This is a genomic window from Pseudomonas sp. GCM10022186 (assembly GCF_042656385.1).
Taxonomy (GTDB): domain Bacteria; phylum Pseudomonadota; class Gammaproteobacteria; order Pseudomonadales; family Pseudomonadaceae; genus Metapseudomonas.
In genome coordinates, this window is record NZ_JBHSOU010000029.1 from 56,768 (window position 1) to 81,261 (window position 24,494).

Genomic DNA, 24,494 nt, shown 5'->3' on the forward strand with positions numbered 1-24,494 from the left:
TCCTGTGGCGGCGATTCTAGGCTCGCCGGAAAGTACCCGGCAAGCCGATCGGAAGGCGAAGTTTCCCTACGCATTCGGCGCCGTCGAGAAGGCCTGCCCGGTGTTAGACTGCCGGGCTCACGTACAAGGGGAACGCCGTGACCTCCAGCATTTTCTGGCACGACTACGAAACCACCGGGATCAACCCCCGCTGCGACCGGCCGCTGCAGGTCGCCGGCATCCGTACCGACGAGGCGCTCAACGAGATCGGCGAGCCGATCAACCTCTACTGCAAGCCCAGCGACGACATCCTGCCGCATCCGGCCGCCTGCCTGGTTACCGGCATCCTGCCCTCCACCCTGGCAGCGAAGGGGCTTGGGGAAGCGGAATTCATGCATCGGGTGCACGCCGAACTGGCATTGCCGGGCACCTGCGGCGCCGGCTACAACACCCTGCGCTTCGACGATGAAGTCACGCGTTACGGCCTGTACCGCAATTTCTACGATCCCTACGCCCGCGAGTGGCAGGGCGGCAACAGTCGCTGGGACCTGATCGACCTGGTCCGCACCGCCTACGCATTGCGTCCCGAGGGGATCGAATGGCCCCGGCAGGATGGCCGCGTCAGCCTGCGCCTGGAACTGCTCACCGCCGCCAACGGCATCGACCACGGCCAGGCCCACGACGCGTTGTCCGACGTGCGTGCGACCATCGGCCTGGCGCGCCTGTTGCGCCAGCGCCAGCCGAAACTGTTCGACTACCTCTATCAGCTGCGCAGCAAGCACAAGGTGCAGGAGCAGGTGCGGTTGCTGCAGCCGCTGGTGCACGTATCCGGGCGTTTCTCCGCCGAGCGGCATTACCTGGCGGTGGTGCTGCCGCTGGCCTGGCACCCACGCAATCGCAACGCCCTGATTGTTGTCGATCTGCAGGCCGACCCGGCGCCGCTCCTGGACCTGGATGCCGATACCCTGCGCCAGCGGCTCTATACCCGTCGCGACGAACTGGCGGAGGGCGAACTGCCGGTGCCGCTCAAGCTGCTGCATATCAATCGCTGCCCGGTGGTGGCGCCGCTGGCGGTGCTGCGCGAGGCCGATCGCCAGCGCCTGGGCGTCGATCTGGAGCAGTGCCGGCATCGTGCGGACCTGCTCAGGGAACAGGCCGCCATCTGGCAAGGCAAGTTGCCGGTCATTTATGCGCAAGAGGAATTCTCCTCGCTGGATGATCCCGAGCAGCAGTTGTACGACGGATTCCTCGGTGACCGTGATCGCCGGCTCTGCGAACTAGTGCGGCGTGCCGATCCGCAGCAGCTGTGGCGGGAGAACTGGCCGTTCGATGACCCGCGCCTGCCGGAGTTGCTGTTTCGCTACCGCGCCAGAAACTTCCCTGAAACTTTGTCGGAATCCGAGCGGTCGCGCTGGTTGGAATTTGTTCAAAATCGGCTGAAGAGCCCGGAATTCGGCGCGCCTAATACCCTGATGAGTTTTTTCCAGGCACTGGATGAATTGCAGGAAAAGACTGAGCCGGTACAACAGGCGATTTTGCAGGAGTGGCGCGGATATGCCACGGAACTGGGCCGCCGCTTCGGCTTGTGAACGCGGCCCGGAAAACTTTCCGGGCTTAAGTCGGGGCCAATAAAAAACGCCAGCGGATGCTGGCGTTTTTTCTAATGCAGGAGGCTCAGCCCAGAATCGTGGCCCAGCTTTCAACGGTGTCGGCGCCCCACTTGGCTTTCCACTCTTTCAGCGTCTTGTGGTTGCCGCCCTTGGTTTCGATGACTTCCCCGGTCTCCGGGTTCTTGTACTGCTTGACCTTGCGCGCGCGCTTGCTGCCGGTGCCGGCGGCCTTGGCGGCGCGCGGCAGCTTGCTGGTGCGGGCATCGGGGTCGAGCAGGGCAATGATGTCACGCAGGGACTTCTGGTATTCGCCCATCAGCGTGCGCAGTTTGCCTTCGAATTCCAGTTCTTTCTTGAGCTTGTCGTCCTGGGACAGGTTCTTCAGGCGCTCTTGGAGCTCTTTGATGGCTTCTTCCGTTGCCCGGTATTCGTTGATCAGCGACATGTCGGCGTCCCTTGTTGGAATCTGGTGGTGACTTGTGTTTGCGAAGTGTCAGCAATAATAGACAGCGATAAACCGCAAGTAAATAAGCAGGAAAACTTTTGTACCCATTGATGGCGGCTTCTTTTATCTCATATTAGTCCCGCTGCCGCGCCAGCGCATAATTGTGCTGCGCGGGCCGCTATATCAGCGGTCCTGGCGCCCTTTAGTTGTGCGTGGCGAGTTGTGGGAGAGCGCCGGAGATTCCCTCCAGGCCACGAGGTTACTGAAGTTTTCTCGCGCACTGGCTAGAATGGCCGCCTTTGCGAAGTCTCTGGAGTGTTCCCCCATGCGCACATTTCGTCTGGTGATTGCCTGTCCGGACGGCGTCGGCATCGTAGCCAAGGTCAGCAACTTCCTGGCTACCTATAACGGCTGGATCACCGAAGCCAGCCATCACTCGGATAATCAGAGCGGCTGGTTCTTCATGCGCCATGAGATCCGGGCCGATTCCCTGCCTTTCGATCTGGACGGTTTCCGCCAGGCGTTCGCCCCCATCGCCCGTGAGTTCTCCATGGAGTGGCGGGTGACCGACTCCGAAGTGAAGAAGCGCGTGGTGCTCATGGCCAGCCGCGAATCCCACTGCCTGGCCGACCTGCTGCACCGCTGGCACAGCGGCGAACTGGACTGCGAGATTCCCTGCGTGATAGCCAACCACGACGATCTGCGCAGCATGGTGGAATGGCACGGCATCCCTTACTTCCATGTGCCGGTCGATCCGAAGAACAAGCAGCCGGCCTTCGACCAGGTCTCCCGCCTGGTGGAGGAGCACAACGCCGATACCGTGGTGCTCGCCCGTTACATGCAGATCCTTCCGCCCGAGCTCTGCCAGCGCTATGCCCACCAGGTGATCAACATCCACCACAGCTTCCTGCCGTCCTTCGTCGGCGCCAAGCCTTATCACCAGGCTTCGCTGCGTGGCGTGAAACTGATCGGCGCCACCTGCCACTACGTCACCGAGGAGCTGGATGCCGGCCCCATCATCGAGCAGGACGTGGTGCGGGTGAGCCATCGCGACAGCGTCGAGGACATGGTCCGTTTCGGCAAGGACGTGGAGAAGATGGTCCTGTCCCGTGGGCTACGCTATCACCTTGAAGACCGGGTGCTGGTGCACGACAACAAGACCGTCGTATTCGACTGATGCCGTCGGCGGGCGCCCGCGTCGGACATTCGGCAGAGGAGCCCGCCCATGCTCAAGTCCATCAGGGTGCGCGACTGCATGAGTCACCATCTGGTGACCTTCAGGTCCGACACCGACCTTCTCGATGCCATCGACCGCCTGCTGGAGCACCACATATCCGGCGCGCCGGTGGTGGACTCCCAGGGCCATCTGATCGGCATGATCTCCGAAGGCGACTGCCTGCGCGGCGTACTCTCGGGCGCCTGCCGCGAAGGCGTTGGCGGCAGCGTCAGCGGCTACATGTCCACCCAGGTGGAATCCATTTCACCGGAGGCCGACATCATTGACCTGTGCCAGCGCTTCCTGCGCGACAAGCGCCGGCGCTTCCCAGTGGTGGAAGACGGCAGGCTGGTCGGCCAGGTCAGCCGCCGCGATGTGCTGCGCGCGGTCAAGGCCTTCGCCCGGCACGAAGCCGGCCAGCCCCCTGAAGTCTGAGGAACTCGCCCATGGCCGATCCACGCGACCGCGCCGCCTCCAGTCCGCCCCCCACCCTGGGCGAGGGCTGCGTACGACGCTATGACCCGGACGAGCTGAGCGAGGACAACGGCACCGAGTTTCCCGGCGCGGCCGAGTTGTGGCGCAAAGTGCAGGAACAGGATCAGGACAAGAAAAAGGCGCCCTAGGGCGCCTTTCTTCTGGCCTGTGGCCTGCTTGGCGAATGAATTCGTCCTACAGGCTCTTCGTAGGAGGATAACGCTCTTCTTATCCACCATCGGCGTCATGCCGAACGACGATCGGTGGAGCGGAAAAGCGTGGTCCACCCTACGCGGGGCCCGCCCCTTTTCCCGGCATCAGATCCGGAAGCTCCCCACCAGCTGCTGCAGGCGAGCGGCCTGCTGGTCGAGGTCGGCGCAGGCGCGCAGGGTCGCCTGGAGGTTCTCCACGCCTTCCTGGTTGAGGGTGTTGATCTCGGTGATGTCCATGTTCAACGAGTCGACCACCGCCGTCTGTTCCTCGGTGGCGGTGGCCACCGACTGGTTCATGCCGTCGATCTCGCCGATGCGCTGGGTCACGCTGCCCAGGCGCTCGCCAGCCTGGTTGGCGATGGCCACGCTCTCTTCGCTGTAGCGCTGGCTCTCGGTCATGGTGCTGACCGCCTCGCGGGCGCCGACCTGCAGCTCCTCGATCATCTGCTGGATTTCCTGGGCCGACTCCTGGGTGCGGTGGGCCAGGTTGCGCACCTCGTCGGCCACCACGGCGAAGCCGCGGCCGGCCTCACCGGCGCGGGCGGCCTCGATGGCGGCGTTGAGCGCCAGCAGATTGGTCTGCTCGGAGATGCCCTTGATCACTTCGAGGATCTGGCCGATGTTCACCGTCTTGCTGTTCAGGGTCTCGATGTTGCCGCAGGAAGCGCGGATCTTCCCGGACAGCTCGTTCATCGCGAGGATGGTGCGCTCCACCACCTGGCGGCCGTCCTCGGCCAGGGTGCGGGCGGAGGAGGCCTGGTGCGAGGCGTCGGCGGCGTTGCGGGCGATCTCCTGGGCGGCTGCGCCCAGTTCGTTGATGGCCGCGGCCACGCTGTTGGTGCGGTTGGCCTGCTCGTCGGAATTGCTCATCGAGGAGTTGGAAGCATTGAGCACCAGCTTGGCCACCTGGTTCACATGATTGGTGGCCGAGGACACTTCGCGGATGGAGCCGTGGATCCGCTCGACGAAACGGTTGAAGGCGCCGGCCAGCTCGCCGAACTCGTCCTGGGCATGGATCGCCAGGCGGCGGGTCAGGTCGCCCTCGCCCTGGGCGATGTCCTGCATGGCGCGGCCCATGGTGTGCAGCGGTTGCATCAGCACGCGGATCAGCATGCCCAGCAGGACGATGATGATCGCCACGGCGATCAGGGTAGCGACTATGGCCGACGCGCGGAACTCATCGAGCATCCCGTAGGCCTTGGCCTTGTCCACCGACAGGCCGATGTACCAGTTCACCGAGGGCAGGCCCTTGATCGGCGTGAAGGTGACGATGCGGGTGGCGCCGTCCGTCTCCACTTCGCTGAAGCCGCTGCCGATGGCCGGGGTGTTCTGCGGGTACAGGTCCCGCAGGGTCTTCATCACCAGGTCCCGGTTCGGATGCACCAGGACCTTGCCGTCGGCGCTGACCAGGAAGGCGTGGCCCGTGCCGCGGAAGTCCAGGGCGTTGATGATCTTCACCAGGGTTTCCAGGCCGAGGTCGCCGCCGGCCACGCCGAGGGATTGCACCGGCGTGGCGATGGTCATGATCAGTTGGCCGGTGGCCGCGTCCACGTAAGGTTCGGTGAGGGTGGTGCCGCCGGCGTTCCTGGCGCCCTGGTACCAGGGGCGGGTACGCGGGTCGTAGCCATCCGGCATCGCGCTATCCGGGCGCATGGTGAACTGCCCGTCCTGGGTGCCGAAGTAGGTGAAGGCGAAGGTGGAGGTCAGCGCCCGCTGTTGCAGCAGGGTCGGCACCGCCTCGCCCGAGGGGTTGGCGGCGAGGGATTCGGCCACGCTCTCCACCAGCAGGATCCGGCCGGACAGCCAGTTCTGGATATTGCTGGCGGTCACATCGCCCATTTCCTGAAGATACTTTTCCAGGTCGTCACGGAGCGCATTCCTTTGCAGGTAATCGTTGTACAGGGCGAACAGCGAGAAAGCCGCTATTACCACCAGCGAGGCGGCCAGCAGGATCTTGTGGCTGAACCTGAGGTTTTTGATCATGTTTGCTTGCGTCCGGTTGGGTCAGGCACCAGTCTTTATGGCACTCGTGTGCTGAAAAAACTGAGTGGAAACGTCGGTTTAGTTATCGGCGCGGCCCTGTGAAAGCTTTAATCCGAGGAAGGCAAAATGCCCGAGCAACTTTCCCTGATTCTTGGCGCTGACCCTGAGGGCAATGCCGTTTCCCAGGCCATGAAACTGGCCAACCGCCATGGCCTGATCGCCGGCGCCACCGGCACCGGCAAGACGGTGACGCTGCAGCGCCTCGCGGAAGTCTTCAGCGACGCCGGTGTCGCCGTGTTCGCCGCGGATATCAAGGGCGACCTCTGTGGTCTCGGAGCCGCGGGCAATCCCCAGGGCAAGGTGGCCGAGCGCATTGCCGCCATGCCCTGGCTCGGCCACCAGCCGCGGGCCTACCCGGTCACCCTGTGGGACGTCGCCGGCCAGTCCGGCCATCCCCTGCGTACCACCCTCTCCGAGATGGGGCCGCTGCTGCTGGGAAACCTGCTGGAGCTCACCGACAGCCAGCAGGCCGCGCTCTATGCCGCCTTCCAGGTGGCCGACCATGAGGGCCTGCTGCTGCTCGATCTCAAGGACCTCAAGGCCCTGCTCAACCACCTCAAGGACAATCCGGAGCTCCTCGGCGAGAACCGCGCCCTGTTCGCCGGCGCTTCCGCCCAGGCCCTGCTGCGGCGCCTGGCAACCCTGGAGCAGCAGGGTGCCGAGGCGCTCTTCGGCGAGCCGGCATTGCAGCTGGAAGACATCCTCCAGCCCGACCGGGACGGCCGCGGGCGTATCCACCTGCTGGATGCCAGCCGCCTGGTCCACGAAGCGCCCAAGGTCTACGCCACCTTCCTGCTCTGGCTGCTGGCCGAACTCTTCGAGCAACTGCCCGAGCGCGGCGATGCCGACAAGCCGGTGCTGGCGCTGTTCTTCGACGAGGCCCACCTGTTGTTCGCCGATACCCCGAAGGCGCTGCAGGAACGCCTGGAACAGGTGGTGCGGCTGATCCGTTCCAAGGGCGTTGGCGTCTACTTCGTCACCCAGTCCCCCAGCGACTTGCCGGACGACGTGCTGGCCCAACTCGGCCTGCGCATCCAGCACGGCTTGCGCGCCTTCACCGCGAAGGAGCAGAAGGCCCTGCGCGCCGTGGCCGACGGTTTCCGCCCGAACCCGGCCTTCGACACCCTGGCCGTGCTCACCGAGCTGGGCATAGGCGAAGCCCTGGTGGGCAGCCTGGAGGAAAAGGGCACGCCGGCCATGGTCCAGCGCGTGGCCATCGCCCCGCCGCAATCGCGCATCGGCCCGCTGAGCGAAGCCGAGCGCGTCGCTCTGGTGCGCGGTTCGCCCCAGGCCGGGCGTTACGACAAGGCCATCGATCGCGAGTCCGCCTATGAAATGCTCACTGCCCGTGCCGCCCAGGCGCCGGTCGAGGAGCCCGAGCCGCGGGGCGCCAAGCCGGCGGCGAGCCAGCCCGGCATCGGCGACCTGGCCGGCGAACTGCTCGGCACCTTCGCCAGCCAGGCGATGAAGACGGCGGTGCGCCAGGCCGCCAACCAGTTGGGTCGGCAGCTGGTGCGCGGGCTGATGGGCTCGCTGCTGGGGGGCAGCAAGCGTCGCTGAGGGGGCTTGTAGGGGCGAATTCATTCGCCAAGCAGCCCGAAGGGCTGCCCTCCGAGCCATCAGGGGGGCAGCTTCGCCGCCCTTGGCGAATGAATTCGCCCCCACAGAAAAGCAGGCTTCGCCATAGCCAGCGCGTAGGGTGGAAATCCCTTCGGGGATTTCCACCATCGGTGCCTTGCATGGCCTCGCTGGTGGATAGAAAAGTGCTATCCACCCGGCTGTAGGAGCGAACTCATTCGCGAATGAATTCGCCCCTACAGGATGCTTATCCCGCGAAACGAAAAAGGGCGCTGCGAGGCGCCCTTTTTCATGCTCGTCCGGATCAGACGAAAATGGTGATGGCCAGCCAGAACAGGCCGGCGGAGAGCGCCATCGAGGTGGGCAGGGTGAGGACCCAGGCCATCAGGATGTTGCGCACGGTGCCGCCTTGCAGGCCGCTCTTGTTGGCGACCATGGTGCCGGCGACGCCGGAGGACAGCACGTGGGTGGTGGATACCGGCAGGCTGTAGATATTGGCCATGCCGATGGCGCAGGCGGCGGTGATCTGTGCGCTCATGCCCTGGGCGTAGGTCATGCCCTGCTTGCCGATCTTCTCGCCGACGGTGCGTACCACGCGTTTCCAGCCGACCATGGTACCGATGCCCAGGGCCAGGGCCACGGCCAGGATCACCCAGAACGGGGCGTATTCGGTGGTGGCGGTCAGGTCCTTGCGCAGCTTGTCCAGGTCGGCCTTCTCACGCACCGGCAGTTGGGCGAGCTTGCCCACCTTCTTCGCGGTGTCGTCCAGGCAGAGCAGGTAACGGCGTACCTGCACGCGGGTTTCATCGCTCAGGTCGTTGTAGCTGGCGACGCCGTTCAGGTCCTTGAGCAGGGCGGCGATGGTCGGCTCGGTCTGCTTCGGATCGCAGCGGTAGAGCTGCGGCATCTCGCTGCCGTTGCTCTTGCCGAGGGCCAGCATCTCGCCGAGGGTATCGGTGTGGCGCTGGTAGAACTGGCTCAGGTGAGTGGCCGCGTCGCGGGTACGCTCGATCTGGTAGGTGGTGCTGTTGAGATCGAGCACGAACTTGGCCGGAACGATGCCGATCAGCACCAGCATGATCAGGCCGATGCCTTTCTGGCCGTCGTTGGAGCCGTGCACGAAGCTCACGGCCATGGCCGAGAGCACCAGCACCAGGCGGTTCCAGAAGGGCGGGTGCTTCTTCTCGTCCAGTTCCTTACGGGTTTCCGGGGTCTTGTGCATCTTCGACAGCGGGTACAGCCACTTCAGGCTCAGCAGCACCAGGGCCGCGACCATGAAGCCCGCGGCGGGGGAGAAGATCAGCGACAGGCCGATGTCGATGGCCTTGCCCCAGTTCACGCCTTCGGCCAGGGGCAGTTCGGTCAGTACCGCGTTGGCCAGGCCGACGCCGAGGATCGAACCGATCAGGGTGTGGGAGCTGGAGGCCGGGATACCGAAGTACCAGGTGCCCAGGTTCCAGGCGATCGCCGCGGTGAGCAGGCTGAACACCATGGCCAGGCCGTGGCCGGTGTTGACGTTGATCAGCAGTTCCACGGGCAGCAGGTGGACGATGGCATAGGCCACGCCAACGCCGCCGAGCAGCACGCCAAGGAAATTGAAGATCCCCGAGAGGATCACCGCCCGATAGGGCGACATGGCCTTGGTGTAGATGACCGTGGCCACCGCGTTGGCGGTGTCATGGAAACCGTTGATGAATTCGAAGGTCAGGACGAATGCCAGGGCGAGACAGAGGCTCAGCACCAGCCAGGCATCTAGCCCGCTGAAGAGATCGAACATGAAGGTTGTGTGACTGGCTCATGAAGGGGCCGCGATTATGCCAGAAAACCGGTCGTCGCCCAGACCCGAGCGTCGACCGGTTTTCGGCACCTCACACGGAAGTTGTCGCAAATCAATACGAAAGATTCCCCGTCTGGACGGGTGCGACAATTTGTCAGGGTTCCTGGCCGAGCTCTTTTTCGATCTTTTCCAGCTCTTTTTCGAAGCTCTTGTCAAGCAGGCTGGGTTTCTTGCGCCAGGGCTTTCGCTCAGGGTCCCTTTGCGCGGCATAGGTGGTGACCTCGCCGCCGTAAACATCCTTGTAACGTTGCGCCTGGCGCTCGAGTTCGGCGCGCAGTTCGTCTTTCGTCACGTGTCTTTTTCCGTTTTATCGATTAATGGTCTTGATGGCAAATGGGCGATCTAGAGGCCCTTGACCAGGAAATCCAGCTCACCCGGTCGAGGCCGTCGGCGCGGCCTTCTTGTAAGAAAAAGTTCAATTTTCGCAACTTCGGGCACTTTCCAGCGCACTGGGGCATGACCTTTCAGTCAATCCGGGAATTGAGGCCGAGTTCGCTGAAGCCATGGAAAGTACCGTCGAAAGTATAACAAGCCAACGGAAAAGCTCCATTGCGGGATTATCCCGTCAGCTGGACGGATATCGACTCTTCCTATGTCAGGGATTACCAAGAAGAGACCGGATAATCCTGCCGAGAGTTTCCATTGCCTGTTCGCTGGAGTTGCTCCAGGGATGACCAAAGTTGAGGCGGGCGCAATGGCTGAAACGCCGTGTTGCGGAAAAAATCGGGCCTGGCGCGATGCTGATGCCCTGGGCCAGGGCCAGCTGGAACAGGCGTAGCGAATCCACCTGCTCGGGGAATTCCAGCCAGAGGAAGTAGCCCCCCTCTGGCCGGCTGACGCGGGTTTCCTCGGGAAAGTGCCGGGCGACCGCCGCGAGCATGGCATTGCGCTGGCTTTCCAGGGCGTAGCGCAGTTTGCGCAGATGGCGGTCGTAGCCACCGTGCTGCAGGTAGTCGGCGATGGCGGCCTGTGCCGGCACCGAAGCGGAAATGCTGGTCATCAGCTTGAGCCGCTCGATCTGTCCGGCGAAGCGGCCGCCGGCCACCCAGCCCACCCGATAGCCGGGCGCCAGGCTCTTGGAGAAGGAGCTGCAGTGCATGACCAGGCCTTCGCTGTCGAAGGCCTTCACCGGCTTGGGCGCGTGCTGGCCGAAATACAGCTCGGCGTAGACGTCGTCCTCGATCATCGGCACCTGATGCTTGGCCAGCAGGGCCGCCAGCTGGCGCTTCTTGTCCTCGGTGAGGCTGGCGCCCAGCGGGTTCTGGAAATTGCTCATGAACCAGCAGGCCTTGATCGGCAGCCGTTCCAGGCTGTCTTCCAGCACCTGCAGGTCGATGCCGTCGCGCGGGTGCACGGGGATTTCCACCGCCTTCAGTTTGAGCCGCTCCAGTACCTGCAGGCTGGCGTAGAAGGCCGGCGCCTCGATGGCCACCAGGTCGCCGGGACGGGCGACCACCTGCAGGCAGAGGTTCAGCGCTTCGAGTGCACCGTTGCAGATCACCAGCTCCTCGATGGGCAGCGGCAGGCCGCCGACCATGTAGCGCAGGGCGATCTGGCGGCGCAGGGCATGGTTGCCCGGGGTCATGTCGGCGACCGTGGAGCGCGGGTCCATTTCCCGCACCGCATGGGCCATGGAGCGGGCCAGGCGCGGCAGGGGAAAGAGTTCCGGGCTGGGGAACGCGGAACCGAAGGGCACGGTGTCCGGGTCCTTGATGGAGCTGAGGACCGAGAACACCAGTTCGCTGACGTCCACCTCGGTGGTCGCCGCTTCCCGTGGCCCCGGCTGGGGCTCGGGCAGCGGCCGGCGTACGTGTTCGCAGACGAAGTAGCCGGAGCGTGCGCGGGCCATGATCAGTCCGCGGCTTTCCAGCAGGTAGTAGGCCTGGAACACCGTGGATGCGCTCACGCCGTAGGTCCGGCTGGCGTGGCGCACCGAGGGCACCTTCTCTCCGGGCGCCAGCACCCCGGTGCGGATCAGTTCGGCGATCTCGTCGGCGAATTTCTCGTAGCGCTTCATCTTTTCCTGGCTGGGCAGCGGCAAGGCGGTGCCCAACTCTAAGCGCTCGGCGCGTGCGCCGCCATGATCGCGAGCCATGCCTCAGCGCCTCGGGCTGACGAAGGTGCTGCTGGCGCTGGCGGAGGTCGCCGGGACATCCAGGCTGCGCACCACGAAGCGCAGCGGACGCGAGCCGGCCGGTCCGCTGTCATCGGTCCGTGCCACCGACACCGGCAACGAGAGGATCTCGCCGGCGCCGATGCTCACCTCGTGCCCGCCCTGCAGGCGGAAACCGGGGGCGTCCGCCAGTTCCACGACATAGCGCTGGTCCTGCTGGGTCTTGTTGATCAGCTTGAGGTTGTAGATGTTCTCGACCTCGCCGGCGGCGTTCTCGCGGAACATGCCACGGTCCTTGATCACATCCACCGACAGCTGCGGGCGGGCGGCACCCATCCAGATCAGGGCGATGATCATCAGCAGCAGGGCGGCGGCGTAACCCACCAGGCGCGGGCGCAGCAGCCGGGTCCTGCCGCCTTCCAGGGCGCGTTCCGAGCTGTAGCCCACCAGGCCGCGGGCGTAGCCCATGCGGTCCATGATCGAGTCGCAGGCATCGATGCAGGCGGCGCAGCCGATGCAGGCGATCTGCAGGCCGTCGCGGATGTCGATGCCGGTGGGGCAGACCTGCACGCACATCTGGCAGTCGATGCAGTCGCCCAGGCCCTGGGCCTGCGGGTCGCTGCCCTTCTTGCGCGGGCCGCGGGATTCGCCGCGGGCGGCATCGTAGGAGACGATCAGGGTGTCCTTGTCGAACATCACGCTCTGGAAGCGCGCGTAGGGGCACATGTGGATGCACACCTGCTCGCGCATCCAGCCTGCATTCATATAGGTGGCGGCGGTGAAGAAGATCACCCAGAACAGCGCGGTGCCACCGACCTCCCAGGTGGCGAGGTTCGCCACCAGCTCGCGCACCGGGGTGAAGTAGCCGACGAAGGTGATGGCCGTGGCCAGGCTGATGGCCAGCCACAAGCCGTGCTTGGCACTGCGGCGCAGCAGCTTGCTGGCATTCCAGGGCGCGGCGGACAGCTTGATGCGCTGGTTGCGGTCGCCCTCGGTGACCTGTTCGCACCACATGAAGATCCAGGTCCAGACGCTCTGCGGGCAGGTGTAGCCGCACCAGACGCGGCCGGCGAACACCGTGATGAAGAACAGGCCGAAGGCGCAGATGATCAGCAGGCCCGACAGCAGGATGAAGTCCTGGGGCCAGAAGGTCGCGCCGAAGATGTAGAACTTGCTGTCCTCCAGGCTCCAGAGCACCGCCTGGCGGCCGTCCCAGTCGAGCCAGAGGGTGCCGAAGAACAGCAGGCACAGCAGGCCCGCGCCGAGGCGGCGCAGGTCACGGTAGAAGCCGGTGAAGCGGCGGGTGTGGATGGGGCCGCTGGTGGCGGACAGGGGCTTGCTTGCAGCAGGCGGCAGGGAGGGGGTGACCTCTATGACCTGCGCCGGGATTCTCTCGCTCATGATCTGTGCCCATCAGGCTGTTACGGCGAGACGGACTATAGGAAGGCGGTGATCTGCAAAACAGATTCAGATCAGTCGGCAAAAACCATATCAGATGGCCGGGCGGAGCGAGCGGGCCCTGTCCTGGCGAGGGTCTGGCTCAGGGCAGCAGCGAGGCGATGGTCGGCGCCGGCATGTAGCAGGGCGGGTAGCCGGGCGGGTAGCCGGGCTGGTAGCTGCTGGACTGGCACATCTGCTGGGCGGCCAGCGCGGGCGGAAGGGGGCGCGAGACCACCGTGATATAGGCAGCGGCGAAGGCGCAGGCGATGAGGGTCAGGCACAGCTTGGTTGTTGTATTCATTGTCTTGCCTCTGCGTCGGAGGGACATCTTGTTCTTGGGGCAAGCCTAGGAAGGCCTGCAGGGCGGCGCCTCGTCCGAACGGACTAGACGAGCCACTTTCGGCTGAGCGCCATGAACAGGGCCGCGATGGCCCGCGCTTCGTGCAGTTCGCCCGAGCCCACCAGCGCGGGAATCTGCGCCAGTGGCACCGGGACTATCTCCAGGGGTTCGGGCTCGTCGCCCGGGGCTGTGCAAGGCTGCAGGTCCTCGGCCAGCACCACCCGGCAGCTGTGGCACAGGTGCCCGGGCGCGAGGCTCAGGGTGCCCAGTTCACGCAGGCGGCCGGCGCGCAGGCCGACTTCCTCCATCAGCTCGCGGTTGGCCGCCTGCAGCGTGGTCTCGCCCGCATCCACCCCGCCCTTGGGCAGGCCGAGCACGCGTTGCTCCACCCCTACGGCGTATTCGCGCACCAGCAGCACGTGCTGCGGGTCGGGCAGGGCCACCACCAACACCGACTGGTAGCCGGAACCGCGCAGGCGCTCGTAGACCCGCTTCTGGCCATTGCTGAACTCCAGGTGCAGGGCCTCGATCTGGAACCAGCCGCTTTCGGCCAGCAGTTCGGTCTTGAGGATGGTGGGCAGGCTGCGCATGGCGGGCTCCCGTGGCGGATTGGCAGAGCGTCGCGCGCATCGCGGAATCGGGCATCGTCTGGATGGACTAGTGCTGGGCGTTACCCTCTCCCCCGGCCCCTCTCCCTGAAGGGAGAGGGGAGTTCAACCGTGCCGGGACTGCTGCTACGCCAAGCTTCACGCCGTGTTGACCGGTTGGCCCGGACGGTCAGGCGCGAGTCACCCCGTTGCTCTTCAAGGAGAGGGCCAGGGGCTTATCCCAGCGTCGCCACGCTGCGCAGGATCAACCGCACCAGCATGGTCTGCCGCGTCACCCCGGTCTTGGAGAATGTCGAGCGCAGGTGCGCCCGCGCGGTATTGCGGCTGATGCCGAGGGCATCGGAAGCCTCGTCCAGGGTCAGGCCGTTGGCCAGCAGCATGGCCAACTGGGCCTCGGCGGGGGTCAGGTCGAAGAGCGCCTTGACGATCTCCTGCGGCGCGCTGGATTCCTGCTCCGGGTCGCTGATGAAGATCACCACCGACGGGGACTGCTTGCCCTCGCTCCAGGCGCTGGGCGGCACCGAGCGGACGATGATGCCGAGGTCCGCGCGCCCGGATGGGCGTTGCACGCGCATGGCCTCGACCACCGACGGGTTGCTGCTCTTCTGCGAGAGCAGCGCCTGCTTGACCAGTTGGCGGAACACCTGGCTGTCGCGCGCGGTGCCCACCTGCAGGCCTTCGTTGACCAGCTTGATACCGTCCTTTTCTTCCAGCAGGCGCTCGGCCAGGCGATTCTTCTGCAGCACCTTGCCGTCCTGGTCGAGGATGATGGTGCCCACCGCCAACTGGTCCACCGCACCGGCGTAGAGGTTGCGTTCGCTTTCCACCCGGTTCAGGTGCATGTGCAGGATCACCGCCTGCTCCAGATGGGGCAGCAGCAGGGTGAGCAGGTCCTTCTCCCGCTGGCTGAAGGGCGGTGAGTCCTTGCCGCGGGAAATGCGGATGCGGCACTGGGCGCCGTCGCTGGTGTTGATGTCCGCGCCGAGGATGTGGAACACGTCCACCGGCTCCAGGAAGTTCTTGTAGAACTCCGAATTCTGCCAGTCGCTGTCCGAGACGAACTCGGCCAGGGTGATCACCTGGCGGTTGGGCAGCCCGACGAAGGGGTCGAGGCTGTAGAAATGCTGGTTGTAGGAATCCGTCACCTCCGCGGACGAGCCGGCCGTGGAAATGCTCAGGCCATCCACGTGCTGGCTGGGCGGGCGGAGGATGAAGGTGGCGTACTTGGATGCAAGGCAGTGTTTCAGTTGATCCAGGAAGGTGGTCCAGGGAATGTTCTCCAGCGGCCCCTGATAGAGGTTGCGAAGCATCCCGCTGAACTCGTCGAGCGTGAGTATCTGTGCCATGTCTGAACCAAATTTTTATTTTTATGGATAGGACAATTCTTACAGAGGAACAGGGCATTTCTACAAGGGCAATCGTCTCCCGCCGAGCGGCAGACGATTGCCCCCGGTAGGGCCTCAAGCGGTCTCTGTAACGTCCAGAACCACGAAGGTCCGGGGTTCGACAGGTGCGGCGGCGAGGTCGGCGACATCGGTATAGAACTGCTCGTACCACTTGCGCAGCTGATAGACCGGGCCATCGCCGTCGCAGAGCAGCGGGTTGTCGACGCGGGTCTTGCTGTGCCAGATCGCCACGTCCTCGTAGAACGCATCCTGGGCCTGTCTCACGTAGGCCTGGGCCATGGCGCGGTTCTGCTCGTCGGTCAGGCCCGGCACCTTCTTCACCAGCACGCCGTAGCGCAGGGTGAAGCTGTGCAGGTCGATGGGCACATGGCAGTTGAGCAGGATGGAGTGGATCGGCATGCCGTCCATGGCCCCGGTCATTTCGGTGATCTGGTAGGCCGGGCCGTAGTAGGTGGCGACCGTGGTCAGCTCGCTGTCGCCGGACAGGCGTGCGCTGCTGCCGCGCATGTACTGGATCGCCAGGTGCTGCTCGAACCTGTTGCTGAAGTGCGTCAGCTCGGTGCCGTGCACCGAGTCGAAGTGCGCCATGTCGGCCACGTTGTCGATCAGCTCGCGGCAATTGGTGTCGATCTTCAGCTCGGCCACTTCCCACTCGGCCCATTCGTCGCTGAAGCAGTGGTCGATTCGGGGGATGGCCTGCTCGGCGATGGGCGGGTTGCCTTCCGGGTCGTTCCAGACGAACAGCAGCTTGTTCTGTTCCATCACCGGCCAGGATTTGATCTTCGCCCGCGGCGGAATGCGCTTGGCGTAGGGAATGTCGTCGCAGACGCCGTCACCGCGCCAGCGCCAGTCGTGGAAGGGACAGCGCACGGCGTTGCCCTCCACGCAGCCTTCACTGAGGTCCGCGCCCATATGCGGGCAGTGGCCGTCGAGGATGCGGATCTGCCCGTCCTCCCCGGCGAAAGCCACCAGACGGGTGCCGAACGCATCCAGGCGGTGGGCCTTGCCATCGCGGTACTGCGAGGCCAGGCCCAGGCAGTGCCAGCCGCGCGCGTAGCGGTCTTCCAGTTGCCTGGCTTCGATTCGGTGCAGGGTACTCATCTTCTTGTTCTCCCATCAGGATCCTAGAGGGCGGCAACCGGTCCCGGCGGGCCAGTGCGGCTTGTGTTCCTCTCGGATTCTGCGGTGCCAGCATTTCCCGGCATCGTCTGATCGGACGATGGCTCGCCCCGCCGGCGCGGTTCTACTGGGCGCCATCACGACAAGCACGGGTGGGGAAGCAGCATGCGAACCGGACGAGCCCGGATCCGCCAGGACATGACGCCGCGGGAGCTGGCGCGGGAAGCCTTCGCCGGCATCGAGGCCGAGCATTGCTGGCTGCTGCCCCACAAGAATTTCAAGCCGGCGCTGCAACGGCGCCTGGCGAGCATCCTCGACGGGACCAAGCCGGTCCTCCAGATGGCCGACGTATAAGGAACGCCCACATGTCGCTCGACGCCCAGATCGCCGCCGTACTCCAGCAGTTCAGCGGCATGCCGCAACCGGACTACAGCCAGCTCGACCCCGTGCAGTACCGCCAGTTCAGCGACAACCTGATGCCGCCCATGCCCGGCGAGCGCCTGTTCGAGGTGCGCAATCTCAAGGTGGCCGGCGCCGGGGGCGAGCTGGACGCGCGCCTCTACCGTCCGCAAGACAGCGACAGCCTGCCGTTGCTGGTGTTCTTCCATGGCGGCGGCTTTGTCATTGGCAACCTCGACACCCACGACAATCTCTGCCGCAGCCTGGCTCGCCTGTGCGGCGCCGTGGTGGTCTCGGTGGCCTACCGGCTGGCCCCGGAAAACCGCTTCCCGGCCGCGCCCCACGACTGCTACCGGGCCACCTGCGACCTGGTGGAGCGTGCCGGTGAGCTGGGCTACGACGCCAGCCGCCTGGCCCTGGCCGGGGATAGCGCCGGCGCCAACCTGGCCATTGCCGTGAGCCGCCTGGCGCAGATCCGCAAGGGGCCGCGCATCGCCTACCAGTGCCTGTTCTATCCGGCCACGGACGCCCGTTGCGACAGCGCTTCCCAGCGTGAATTCGCCGAAGGCTACTTCCTCACCCGCGTGCAGATGCAGTGGTTCTGGAACCAGTACCTGCAGCGCCCGGAGCAGGGCGACGAGGCCCTGGCCTCGCCCCTGCGCGCCGAAGATCTGGCCGGCCTGCCGCCCACCAGCCTGTTCAGCGCCGAATACGACCCCCTGCGGGACGAAGGCGAGGCCTTCGCCGAGCGTCTGCAGGCTGCCGGCGTGCCGACCCGCCTGCAGCGCTGCGGCGGCATGATCCACGGCTTCGTCAGCATGGCCGCGTTCGTCCAGCGGGCGCAGCAGGCCCTCGAATCCGCCGCCGCCGACCTGCGCTCGGCGCTGAACTGAGGACCCGGCCATGCTGGAAAACCCGCAGTACCTGATCGAGGCCATGGCCCGGGGCGAAATGGTCGTGGTCACCGACGACGACGGCGATGGCGAAGGTTCGCTGGTGATCGCCGCTAGCCAAGCGGACGCCACCGCCATCAACTTCATGGCCCGCGAAGCGCGCGGGCTGATCTGCCTGGCGCTGACCGAGGAGCGCTGCAAGGCCCTGGGCCTGGAACTGATGGTGCCCAACTCGCGGGCCCGCCACGGCATGGGCTTCACCCTGTCCATCGAGGCGCGCAGCGGGGTTTCCACCGGCATCTCCGCGGCTGACCGGGCGCGCACCATCGCGGTGGCCGTGGACCCGGCCAGCACGGCGACGGACCTGGTCCAGCCCGGCCATGTGTTTCCGCTGCGCGCCCAGCCCGGCGGCGTGATGCAGCGCGCCGGGCATGTCGAGGCCGGTTGCGACTTGGCGCGCCTGGCCGGCCTGACGCCGGCGGCGGTGCTGGTCGGCATCCTCGACGAGGACGGCGAACCGGCGCGGGGCGACGCCCTGCGTGATTTCGCCGAACGGCAGGGCCTGCGTATCGGCAGCGTGGCCGACCTGATCCACTACCGCATCCTCCATGAGGGCACCATCCGCCGCTCCGGCGAATACCCCCTCGCGACCCGCCACGGCGAGTTCAAGGTCGTTACCTACCTGGATGACTACCAGGGCCAGCTGCACCTGGCGCTGGTGCGTGGCGAGGTGCGCCGCGACCGCCCGACCCTGGTTCGGGTGCAAACCGTGGAAACCCTGCGCGACCTGCTCGACAGCCAGCCGGAAGGCGCCCAGCAGTGGAACCTCGACCGTTCCCTGGCGCGGGTGGCGAAGGAGGGCGCCGGCGTGGTAGTGCTCCTGGCCCAGCAGGAAACCCCCGGGGCGGTTATCGAACAGCTTCAGCAGCGGGCCGGACAGAAGCCACGCCAGCCGGTGTTTCCGCAGCGTACATTGGGCATCGGCGCGCAGATCCTCCGTGATGTCGGCGTGCGCAAGATGCGCCTGCTGAGTTTCCCCGTGAGCTACAAGGCCGTGTCCGGCTTCGAGCTGGAAGTCGCCGAGTTCGTCCCCTTCGAACCGCAGGAGCGAGCATGAACAATCAACTGGACAGGCTGCTGAGCCCCGCCAGGCTGGCCGGCCTGACCCTGCGCAATCGCGTGATCAAGACGGCCACCTTCGAGGGGATGTGCCCCGGCGGCGTCCCGGGCAGCGACCTGATCAACCACCATGCCGGCATGGCCCGCGGTGGTGTCGGCCTGACCACCGTGGCCTATTGCGGCGTGTCCCCCGATGGCCTGACCTTCCCCGACCAGATGTGGATGCACAGCGGCGTCTTCCCGCAACTGCAGCAGCTGGCCGCGGCGGTGCATGCCGAAGGCGGCGCGGTTTCCGCGCAGCTGGCGCACTGTGGCCATTTCAGCCGCAACAAGCCGCTCACTATTCCGCGCCCGCGCGGGCCCAGCGCCTGCGTCAACCAGTACGGCGTGTTCTCCGGCGTGCCCTTCGGCGGTGCCATGGACAACGCCGACATCACCCGCACCGTCGCCGAATACGCCAATGCGGCAAGCCTGGTACGGGATGCCGGGTTCGATGCCATCGAGATCCACATGGGCCATGGCTACCTGCTCAGCCAGTTCATCTCGCCGCTGCTGAACAAGCGTCGTGATGCGTATGGCGGCAGCCTGGAAAACCGCATGCGCTTTCCGCTGCAGGTACTGGCGGCGGTGCGCGCGGCGGTCGGCAAGGACTTCCCGCTGCTGGCCAAGCTCAACCTCAGCGACGGGCTGGCGGGCGGCCTCGGCATCGAGGACTCCTGCCGCGCCGCGCAGCTGCTGGAACAAGGCGGGCTGAACGCCATCGTCATGAGCGGCGGGCTGGTCAGCCGCACCTCGATGTTCCTGTTCCGTGGCGAAAGCCCGCTGCAGTACATGGTGCCGCTGGAGAAGAACCCCTGGCAGCGCACCGCGATGAAATGGTTCGGCGGGGCGGCCTTCCCGTCCATGCCCTACGAGGAGATGTACTTCCTCGAAATGGCCCGCCAGATGCGCCGCGCCGTGAGCATGCCACTGGTCTACCTGGGGGGCGTAGCCACGGCCGACAGCATGAGCCAGGCCATGGCCGAGGGCTTCGACTTCATCGCCATGGGGCGCGCGCTGCTCAACGACCCGCAGTTGCTGCAACGGGTGAGCGAACAGGGCCAGTCCTGGAAAAGCGCCTGCACCCACTGCAACCAGTGCGTGGCCAGCATGGCCCTGCCGGGCGGCATCCGCTGCACGCTGAATCAGCCGAATGCGTTTGGCTGAGCTGGCGCCGGAATTTTTTCTGTAGGGGCGAATGAATTCGCCCCTACAAGACCTTGTCCCCATCGACCTCTGAACCGGAAAGGAACAGCACATGACCCGCGAACGACAGGATTTCCCCGAAGGCATCGCCCTGGTGATCGGCGGCAGCGGTGGCATGGGCCAGGCGATCTGCGAGCGCCTGGCCGAGGCGGGTGCCGACGTGGTGCTCACCTACCACCGCAATGCCGAACGGGCCGAAGCCGTGGCGGGCGCGGTGCGTGAACGTGGTCGCCGCGCCGAGGCGATCCAGCTGACCCTCGGCGACGAGGCGGCCGTCAACGCGGCGCTGCAGGAACTCGCCGCCGGCCAGCGTATCCACACTCTGGTCATCGCCTCCGGTTCCGATATTTCCCAACCACGGATCGGCGAGCTGAGCCTCGCGCAATGGAAGCGGGTGATCGATGCCGACCTCAACGGCTTCCTCAACCTGGTGCTGCAGGTGCTGCCGCACATGCGTGAGCAAGGCGGTGGTTCCATCGTGCATATCAGCTCCGCCGGGCTGTTCCGCTGGCCGGAGGGCGACGTGTTGTCGGTGGCGCCCAAGGCCGCCATCGAGTCGCTGATCCAGGGCATCGCCAAGGAGGAAGGCCGCCACGGCATCCGCGCCAACAGCGTGGCCATCGGCGTCATCGATGCCGGCATCTTCCACCGCCTGTGGGCCGACGGCACCTTCGACGAGAAGTGGAAGGACGCCGTGCAGGCCAAACTATGCATCAAACGCTGGGGCATGGCGGAGGAGGTGGCCGAAGCGGTGGCCTTCCTCGCGTCCAGCCGCGCTGGCTACACCACCGGGCAGATCTTGGCGGTGGATGGGGGCTACGGCGTCTGAACGCCGCCTTGCACACACTTCCCACCGCCAAGGAGATTGCCATGGACCCGATGCAGGCGTTCATCGACAGGTACGAAATCGAACAGCGTTATGTGCGTTATTGCGAGCTAATCGACCACGGCAAAGAGTTCGACGCCATGGGCGAGGTGTTCACCCACGACACCCATGGCGAGTATGCGCAGTACGGCACCGTCGTCAGCGGTGTCGACCGGCTCATCGCCGCCATGCGGCACAACCTGGGCACCGGCTCCAACTGCGGGGCCACCCAGCACAACGTGAGCAACTTCCGCATTGCTGTCGACGGCGACCGCGCAACTGGCAAATGCCATTTCTACGCCGTGCACCAGGGGCTGCATCGATACGCCGGGCAGATCTATTCGATGTGGGGCGAGTATGAGGACCAATGGATACGCGGCACGGAAGGCTGGCGTGTCGCCCGGCGGGTCTACCATGTGTTCCTGACGGAGGGGCCGGCGGGGATCGTTTCTCGGGATGCGCAGTAGGCTGGTCCTGTTTCCTTCAGGGAAGGAAGGCTTTTGATAGCGGCACTCTGGATAGGCAATTCGGGGGGTGGGCTTGTTGTCCAGCTTCCAGCTCATTGTCGTGTCGGCTTCAGCTTTCTATTTCGCCCCCTCGGGCGAGTCACTTTTCTCAGTCGCCAGAAAAGTAACCAAAAGCGCTTGCCCCTGCATCCGGGTTTGGCTTCGCCAAACTTCCCTCGCTCCATCGTTGCTCCGGGGGCCCGGCGTGAGGGGCCATCCATGGCCCCGCACGCCTCTCGCGGCATCCATGCCGCTCGTCCCCCTGCGCAACGATTCCGCTCGGCCTCCTGACGGGGCGCAGTCGCTGCCCCACCTTTGGTGTTCAGTTTCAGACCGGTATCGGCTTCAGGATTGCTGTGCCCTGTCAGGCGCGAGTCACCCCTCTCCTCTTCAGGGAGAGGGGCCGGGGGTGAGGGCAGCTTCCGGCCGCACGGTGCCAAATCAGGGCTCCCACACAATCTTGTCTCCGATGTGCTCCCCAACATTCCGCCAAGAACCAAAAAGCCCCCGCACCTCACGGCAACGGGGGCTTTCCTTCATGCCCGGAAATCAGGGCTCTACCCCCTCCAGCATCAGCTTCGCCTGGGCCTGCACCAGCGGCGAGGCGGTGAAGTTGCCGTCGATCGGGGTGATCACCGCCTTGCCGAGGGACAGCTGGTAGGCGTCGCCCTCCTGCTGCTCCGCGGTGGGGGCGGGCGGCGGCACCAGGTTCACCCGCACCACACCGTCGGCACCCTGCTGCGGGGCGAAGACCACGTTGCCCCAGTCGCCGATGGGGGCGAAGGCCACGCCCGTCACCTGGCCGGCTTCCAGGGCCGGGTAGTTGATGTTCAGCCCGGTGGTGCCGGGCAGGCCGATGACGTTGGTGGCGCACTGGGCCCTGGACTTGCCGCCGCTCCTTTCGCAGACACGGCGTGCCGCGGCACCGATGGCGGCGGCGCGGTCGATCACCCGGGCGGCGAAGCGCGCGGTGTCGTCCATGGCGTTGAGGGTCTTGAGGTAGCCCGCCTGCGGATCCTGGCTGATCAGCTGCAGGTCGATGGCGGTGGACACGGCCACCGCCGGCACACCCTTGAACATGGCGCGCACCGCGGCGTTGACGGTGCCGGACATCTGCGTCAGCGGGCCGACGTTGTCGCCGAAGTTGGTGCCGGAGACCACCAGGTCCGGGCGGTTGTCCTTGAGCAGCAGGTCCAGGCCGACGTTCACCGCGTCCACCGGGGTGCCGATGGCCGAGGTCTTGCCCGCCGGCGGGGTATAGCCGGCGGGCGCGCCGACGCAGTACTTGTCCTGGGCCAGCTGGGTGACGGCCACGGCCTGGCCGGGCACCACCACGCTGGCGGCGCCGATGCCGCTGCTGTCGTTCTGCGGGCCCACCAGGGTGACCTGGTGGCCGGCGGCGACCAGGGCCTGGTAGACGGCATCGATGCCCGGCGCGCGGCAGCCGTCATCGTTGGTGAGCAGGATGTTCAGGGCGCTGGCCTGGAGCGAAAGGGACAGGGCGGCCAGGCCTATGGCGGATTTCAACAGCGTGTGCGTCATGGTCGTTTCCTTTGTGGTGAGAAGGGAACCTTGGGTCGACTGCTGGCTGAACGAAGGCGGTTTTCGGGGGCACAAAAAAGCGAGGCCCGGGGGCCTCGCTCGATCCGGGGGCTTACTTGCCCAACTTGCGCAGGTTGGCGACGGTGAAGTAGTCGGCCTCGTAGCTGCTGCTGTTGAGCTTGGCCGGCGGCTTGCCGTTGAGCAGGCGGTCGGTCAGGTAGGAACCGGCGATCAGGTCGTGGAAGACCGCCACGCGGGCCTGGAAGCCTTGCAGGTCGTAGGCGTAGGCCGTGGTCTGCATGTTGCTGCGCCAGAGCTGGCCCTTGCCGTCGTAGTTGTCGGCCATCACGGCGATCCAGGAGTCCTCGTCGATGTAGAGCACGCGCTTGCCGTAGATGTGGCGCTTGCCGGGCTTGAGATCGGCCTCCAGTACCCACACGCGATGCAGCTCGTAGCGCATGTGCTCGGGATTCACGTGGCCGTTGGTGGCCAGCAGGTCGTCGAGCTTCAGGTTGGGGTCGTCGAGCTTGTAGTTGTTGTAGGGGATGTACATCTCCTGCTTGCCCACCAGCTTCCAGTCGTAGCGGTCCGGTGCGCCGTTGAACAGGCGGTCCTCGTCCATCACGCGGAAGCCGCCAGCGCCGAAGGGCGTGTCATAGGCCACGGTCGGCGCGCGACGGACGCGGCGGTTGCCCGGCAGGTACTGCCAGGACTGGGACGGCGAGCTGATCGGGTCGGTGAAGGTATGGGCGAGGATGATCTCGCCCTTCTTGCGGGTCGGTTCCAGGGTCTGGACCAGCGCGAAGGCCTGCTGCCCGCCGAAGCTTTCCACGGTCTCCTTGGGCGAGTCCCACACCGAAAGGATCTTGTAGTCCATGGACTCCAGCGAGCGGGTCCCGTTGGCCAGGGTGAGGGCCATGGTGTAGATGGCGTCTTCCTTCCAGGCACGGGCCGGCAGGTTGAGGTTCCACATCAGCTCATAGCCGTTCTTCGGAATCGGGAAGGGCGAGGCGCCGATGGCATTGATCACGCCATTGCCGTCGCTGACCAGCTCCGCGCTGGTGGCGTTGGCAAGGGTGCGCTGCAGGACCCGGTCGGAGTAGCGGAAGTCACGGTGGGTCGGATAGACGGGGATCTTGAAGGTGCTCCCATAGCGCTTGAACAGTGCCTTCTGGCCCTCCGAGAGCTTGTCGGCGTACTGCGCCATGTTGGCAGCGGTGATGACGAACAGCGGCTTTTCGCCGGCATAGGGATCGCCATAGGCGGTACCCGAACCCGCGTAGTTGACCTGGGGCGGGGCCCCCAGCCATTTGCCGCTCCAGGCAGGAATGCTGCCGTCGGCGTTGCCGGCCTTTTCCGCCCCCATGGGGGTGAGGTCGTTACCCAGGCGTTTTGCCTCTTCCGGACTGACCTTGGCCAGGGCCGGAGTGCTGGCGAGTGCGGCGGCGAGAACGCCGGCCAGGAGCGGGGTCTTGTTGTAAAGCTGCATCTTGAGTCTCCTGCGG

General features: G+C 65.6%; 23 protein-coding genes and 1 pseudogene. 11 read left to right on the forward strand and 13 right to left on the reverse strand.

Going from position 1 to position 24,494, the window contains the following annotated elements; all coding sequences use genetic code 11:
* Positions 1 to 137 precede the first annotated feature (137 nt).
* The gene (gene sbcB, locus ACFPU0_RS13455; protein WP_377693567.1) at positions 138 to 1,568 is read left to right on the forward strand and encodes an exodeoxyribonuclease I; all 1,431 of its coding nucleotides are present in this window, start codon (positions 138 to 140) and stop codon (positions 1,566 to 1,568) included.
* Positions 1,569 to 1,653: 85 nt separating this feature from the next.
* Here sbcB and mvaT read toward each other — a convergent pair whose 3' ends face one another.
* Entirely contained in the window at positions 1,654 to 2,034 is a 381-nt protein-coding gene (gene mvaT, locus ACFPU0_RS13460; protein ID WP_377693568.1) for a histone-like nucleoid-structuring protein MvaT, read from the reverse strand.
* 325 nt (positions 2,035 to 2,359) lie between these two features.
* Here mvaT and purU point away from each other — a divergent pair, with 325 nt between their 5' ends.
* From purU to ACFPU0_RS13475, 3 genes are read left to right on the forward strand one after another with little or no spacing between them, the layout of a single operon-like run.
* The gene (purU, locus tag ACFPU0_RS13465) at positions 2,360 to 3,211 is read left to right on the forward strand and encodes a formyltetrahydrofolate deformylase (RefSeq protein ID WP_377693569.1); all 852 of its coding nucleotides are present in this window, start codon (positions 2,360 to 2,362) and stop codon (positions 3,209 to 3,211) included.
* Positions 3,212 to 3,259: 48 nt separating this feature from the next.
* Positions 3,260 to 3,685 (forward strand): CBS domain-containing protein, encoded by a 426-nt coding sequence (locus tag ACFPU0_RS13470; RefSeq protein ID WP_377693570.1) that lies wholly within the window; start codon positions 3,260 to 3,262, stop codon positions 3,683 to 3,685.
* Positions 3,686 to 3,696: 11 nt separating this feature from the next.
* On the forward strand, positions 3,697 to 3,873 hold the full coding sequence (locus ACFPU0_RS13475) for a hypothetical protein (protein ID WP_377693571.1): 177 nt from the start codon (positions 3,697 to 3,699) through the stop codon (positions 3,871 to 3,873).
* Between the two features lie 168 nt (positions 3,874 to 4,041).
* Here ACFPU0_RS13475 and ACFPU0_RS13480 read toward each other — a convergent pair whose 3' ends face one another.
* A complete protein-coding gene (locus ACFPU0_RS13480) occupies positions 4,042 to 4,806 on the reverse strand; it encodes a methyl-accepting chemotaxis protein (RefSeq protein WP_377693615.1) in 765 nt (254 codons plus the stop codon).
* 93 nt (positions 4,807 to 4,899) lie between these two features.
* Positions 4,900 to 5,919: pseudogene (locus tag ACFPU0_RS13485) on the reverse strand (cache domain-containing protein); the annotation flags it as partial.
* 126 nt (positions 5,920 to 6,045) lie between these two features.
* Here ACFPU0_RS13485 and ACFPU0_RS13490 point away from each other — a divergent pair.
* Positions 6,046 to 7,539: a helicase HerA-like domain-containing protein gene (locus ACFPU0_RS13490; protein WP_377693572.1), complete on the forward strand. Its 1,494-nt coding sequence runs from the start codon at positions 6,046 to 6,048 to the stop codon at positions 7,537 to 7,539.
* 322 nt (positions 7,540 to 7,861) lie between these two features.
* Here the strand turns inward: ACFPU0_RS13490 and ACFPU0_RS13495 are convergent, their stop codons facing one another.
* From ACFPU0_RS13495 to ACFPU0_RS13530, 8 genes are all read right to left on the reverse strand, one after another.
* The gene (locus tag ACFPU0_RS13495; protein ID WP_377693573.1) at positions 7,862 to 9,334 is read right to left on the reverse strand and encodes an inorganic phosphate transporter; all 1,473 of its coding nucleotides are present in this window, start codon (positions 9,332 to 9,334) and stop codon (positions 7,862 to 7,864) included.
* A 154-nt stretch (positions 9,335 to 9,488) separates the two neighbouring features.
* Complete coding sequence (locus tag ACFPU0_RS13500; protein WP_069082487.1) at positions 9,489 to 9,686, reverse strand: hypothetical protein; 198 nt, start codon at positions 9,684 to 9,686, stop codon at positions 9,489 to 9,491.
* Positions 9,687 to 9,989: 303 nt separating this feature from the next.
* Positions 9,990 to 11,411: a GntR family transcriptional regulator MpaR gene (gene mapR, locus ACFPU0_RS13505; RefSeq protein ID WP_377693617.1), complete on the reverse strand. Its 1,422-nt coding sequence runs from the start codon at positions 11,409 to 11,411 to the stop codon at positions 9,990 to 9,992.
* A gap of 81 nt (positions 11,412 to 11,492) precedes the next feature.
* Positions 11,493 to 12,908, reverse strand: a complete 1,416-nt coding sequence (gene ccoG / locus ACFPU0_RS13510; protein WP_377693575.1) for a cytochrome c oxidase accessory protein CcoG — start codon at positions 12,906 to 12,908, stop codon at positions 11,493 to 11,495.
* Between the two features lie 139 nt (positions 12,909 to 13,047).
* Entirely contained in the window at positions 13,048 to 13,248 is a 201-nt protein-coding gene (locus tag ACFPU0_RS13515) for a hypothetical protein (RefSeq protein ID WP_377693576.1), read from the reverse strand.
* 83 nt (positions 13,249 to 13,331) lie between these two features.
* Positions 13,332 to 13,877 (reverse strand): ADP compounds hydrolase NudE, encoded by a 546-nt coding sequence (gene nudE, locus ACFPU0_RS13520; RefSeq protein ID WP_377693577.1) that lies wholly within the window; start codon positions 13,875 to 13,877, stop codon positions 13,332 to 13,334.
* A gap of 233 nt (positions 13,878 to 14,110) precedes the next feature.
* Entirely contained in the window at positions 14,111 to 15,241 is a 1,131-nt protein-coding gene (locus tag ACFPU0_RS13525; protein ID WP_377693578.1) for a helix-turn-helix transcriptional regulator, read from the reverse strand.
* Between the two features lie 114 nt (positions 15,242 to 15,355).
* On the reverse strand, positions 15,356 to 16,402 hold the full coding sequence (locus ACFPU0_RS13530; protein ID WP_377693579.1) for a Rieske 2Fe-2S domain-containing protein: 1,047 nt from the start codon (positions 16,400 to 16,402) through the stop codon (positions 15,356 to 15,358).
* 183 nt (positions 16,403 to 16,585) lie between these two features.
* Between ACFPU0_RS13530 and ACFPU0_RS13535 the strand changes: the two genes are divergently transcribed.
* From ACFPU0_RS13535 to ACFPU0_RS13560, 6 genes are all read left to right on the forward strand, one after another.
* The gene (locus ACFPU0_RS13535; protein ID WP_377693580.1) at positions 16,586 to 16,774 is read left to right on the forward strand and encodes a hypothetical protein; all 189 of its coding nucleotides are present in this window, start codon (positions 16,586 to 16,588) and stop codon (positions 16,772 to 16,774) included.
* Between the two features lie 11 nt (positions 16,775 to 16,785).
* Complete coding sequence (locus ACFPU0_RS13540) at positions 16,786 to 17,712, forward strand: alpha/beta hydrolase (protein ID WP_377693581.1); 927 nt, start codon at positions 16,786 to 16,788, stop codon at positions 17,710 to 17,712.
* Between the two features lie 10 nt (positions 17,713 to 17,722).
* Complete coding sequence (ribB, locus tag ACFPU0_RS13545) at positions 17,723 to 18,829, forward strand: 3,4-dihydroxy-2-butanone-4-phosphate synthase (protein ID WP_377693582.1); 1,107 nt, start codon at positions 17,723 to 17,725, stop codon at positions 18,827 to 18,829.
* Complete coding sequence (locus ACFPU0_RS13550) at positions 18,826 to 20,037, forward strand: NADH:flavin oxidoreductase (protein ID WP_377693583.1); 1,212 nt, start codon at positions 18,826 to 18,828, stop codon at positions 20,035 to 20,037. Before ribB ends, ACFPU0_RS13550 begins: the two co-directional genes overlap by 4 nt.
* Before the next feature lie 91 nt (positions 20,038 to 20,128).
* Positions 20,129 to 20,905, forward strand: coding sequence for an SDR family NAD(P)-dependent oxidoreductase (locus ACFPU0_RS13555; protein ID WP_377693584.1), 777 nt, complete (start codon positions 20,129 to 20,131; stop codon positions 20,903 to 20,905).
* Between the two features lie 41 nt (positions 20,906 to 20,946).
* Entirely contained in the window at positions 20,947 to 21,408 is a 462-nt protein-coding gene (locus ACFPU0_RS13560; RefSeq protein WP_377693585.1) for a nuclear transport factor 2 family protein, read from the forward strand.
* A gap of 588 nt (positions 21,409 to 21,996) precedes the next feature.
* On the opposite strand, the gene surE is transcribed toward ACFPU0_RS13560, so the two are convergent.
* Complete coding sequence (surE, locus tag ACFPU0_RS13565; protein WP_377693586.1) at positions 21,997 to 22,989, reverse strand: 5'/3'-nucleotidase SurE; 993 nt, start codon at positions 22,987 to 22,989, stop codon at positions 21,997 to 21,999.
* 112 nt (positions 22,990 to 23,101) lie between these two features.
* The gene (locus ACFPU0_RS13570; RefSeq protein WP_377693587.1) at positions 23,102 to 24,478 is read right to left on the reverse strand and encodes a DUF1329 domain-containing protein; all 1,377 of its coding nucleotides are present in this window, start codon (positions 24,476 to 24,478) and stop codon (positions 23,102 to 23,104) included.
* Positions 24,479 to 24,494 lie beyond the last annotated feature (16 nt).

What these genes read in the sequence shown, in the direction of transcription:
- ACFPU0_RS13475 (WP_377693571.1), top strand. Translation starts at nt 3,697, where the DNA reads ATGGCCGATCCACGCGACCGCGCCGCCTCCAGTCCGCCCCCCACCCTG.
- ACFPU0_RS13535 (WP_377693580.1), top strand. Translation starts at nt 16,586, where the DNA reads ATGCGAACCGGACGAGCCCGGATCCGCCAGGACATGACGCCGCGGGAG.
- mapR (WP_377693617.1), bottom strand. Translation starts at nt 11,411, where the DNA reads ATGAAGCGCTACGAGAAATTCGCCGACGAGATCGCCGAACTGATCCGC.
- ACFPU0_RS13495 (WP_377693573.1), bottom strand. Translation starts at nt 9,334, where the DNA reads ATGTTCGATCTCTTCAGCGGGCTAGATGCCTGGCTGGTGCTGAGCCTC.
- surE (WP_377693586.1), bottom strand. Translation starts at nt 22,989, where the DNA reads ATGACGCACACGCTGTTGAAATCCGCCATAGGCCTGGCCGCCCTGTCC.
- ACFPU0_RS13490 (WP_377693572.1), top strand. Translation starts at nt 6,046, where the DNA reads ATGCCCGAGCAACTTTCCCTGATTCTTGGCGCTGACCCTGAGGGCAAT.
- purU (WP_377693569.1), top strand. Translation starts at nt 2,360, where the DNA reads ATGCGCACATTTCGTCTGGTGATTGCCTGTCCGGACGGCGTCGGCATC.
- ACFPU0_RS13530 (WP_377693579.1), bottom strand. Translation starts at nt 16,402, where the DNA reads ATGAGTACCCTGCACCGAATCGAAGCCAGGCAACTGGAAGACCGCTAC.
- ACFPU0_RS13555 (WP_377693584.1), top strand. Translation starts at nt 20,129, where the DNA reads ATGACCCGCGAACGACAGGATTTCCCCGAAGGCATCGCCCTGGTGATC.
- ACFPU0_RS13550 (WP_377693583.1), top strand. Translation starts at nt 18,826, where the DNA reads ATGAACAATCAACTGGACAGGCTGCTGAGCCCCGCCAGGCTGGCCGGC.
- ribB (WP_377693582.1), top strand. Translation starts at nt 17,723, where the DNA reads ATGCTGGAAAACCCGCAGTACCTGATCGAGGCCATGGCCCGGGGCGAA.
- ACFPU0_RS13515 (WP_377693576.1), bottom strand. Translation starts at nt 13,248, where the DNA reads ATGAATACAACAACCAAGCTGTGCCTGACCCTCATCGCCTGCGCCTTC.
- ACFPU0_RS13540 (WP_377693581.1), top strand. Translation starts at nt 16,786, where the DNA reads ATGTCGCTCGACGCCCAGATCGCCGCCGTACTCCAGCAGTTCAGCGGC.
- mvaT (WP_377693568.1), bottom strand. Translation starts at nt 2,034, where the DNA reads ATGTCGCTGATCAACGAATACCGGGCAACGGAAGAAGCCATCAAAGAG.
- ACFPU0_RS13470 (WP_377693570.1), top strand. Translation starts at nt 3,260, where the DNA reads ATGCTCAAGTCCATCAGGGTGCGCGACTGCATGAGTCACCATCTGGTG.
- nudE (WP_377693577.1), bottom strand. Translation starts at nt 13,877, where the DNA reads ATGCGCAGCCTGCCCACCATCCTCAAGACCGAACTGCTGGCCGAAAGC.
- ACFPU0_RS13560 (WP_377693585.1), top strand. Translation starts at nt 20,947, where the DNA reads ATGGACCCGATGCAGGCGTTCATCGACAGGTACGAAATCGAACAGCGT.
- ccoG (WP_377693575.1), bottom strand. Translation starts at nt 12,908, where the DNA reads ATGAGCGAGAGAATCCCGGCGCAGGTCATAGAGGTCACCCCCTCCCTG.
- ACFPU0_RS13570 (WP_377693587.1), bottom strand. Translation starts at nt 24,478, where the DNA reads ATGCAGCTTTACAACAAGACCCCGCTCCTGGCCGGCGTTCTCGCCGCC.
- ACFPU0_RS13525 (WP_377693578.1), bottom strand. Translation starts at nt 15,241, where the DNA reads ATGGCACAGATACTCACGCTCGACGAGTTCAGCGGGATGCTTCGCAAC.
- ACFPU0_RS13480 (WP_377693615.1), bottom strand. Translation starts at nt 4,806, where the DNA reads ATGAGCAATTCCGACGAGCAGGCCAACCGCACCAACAGCGTGGCCGCG.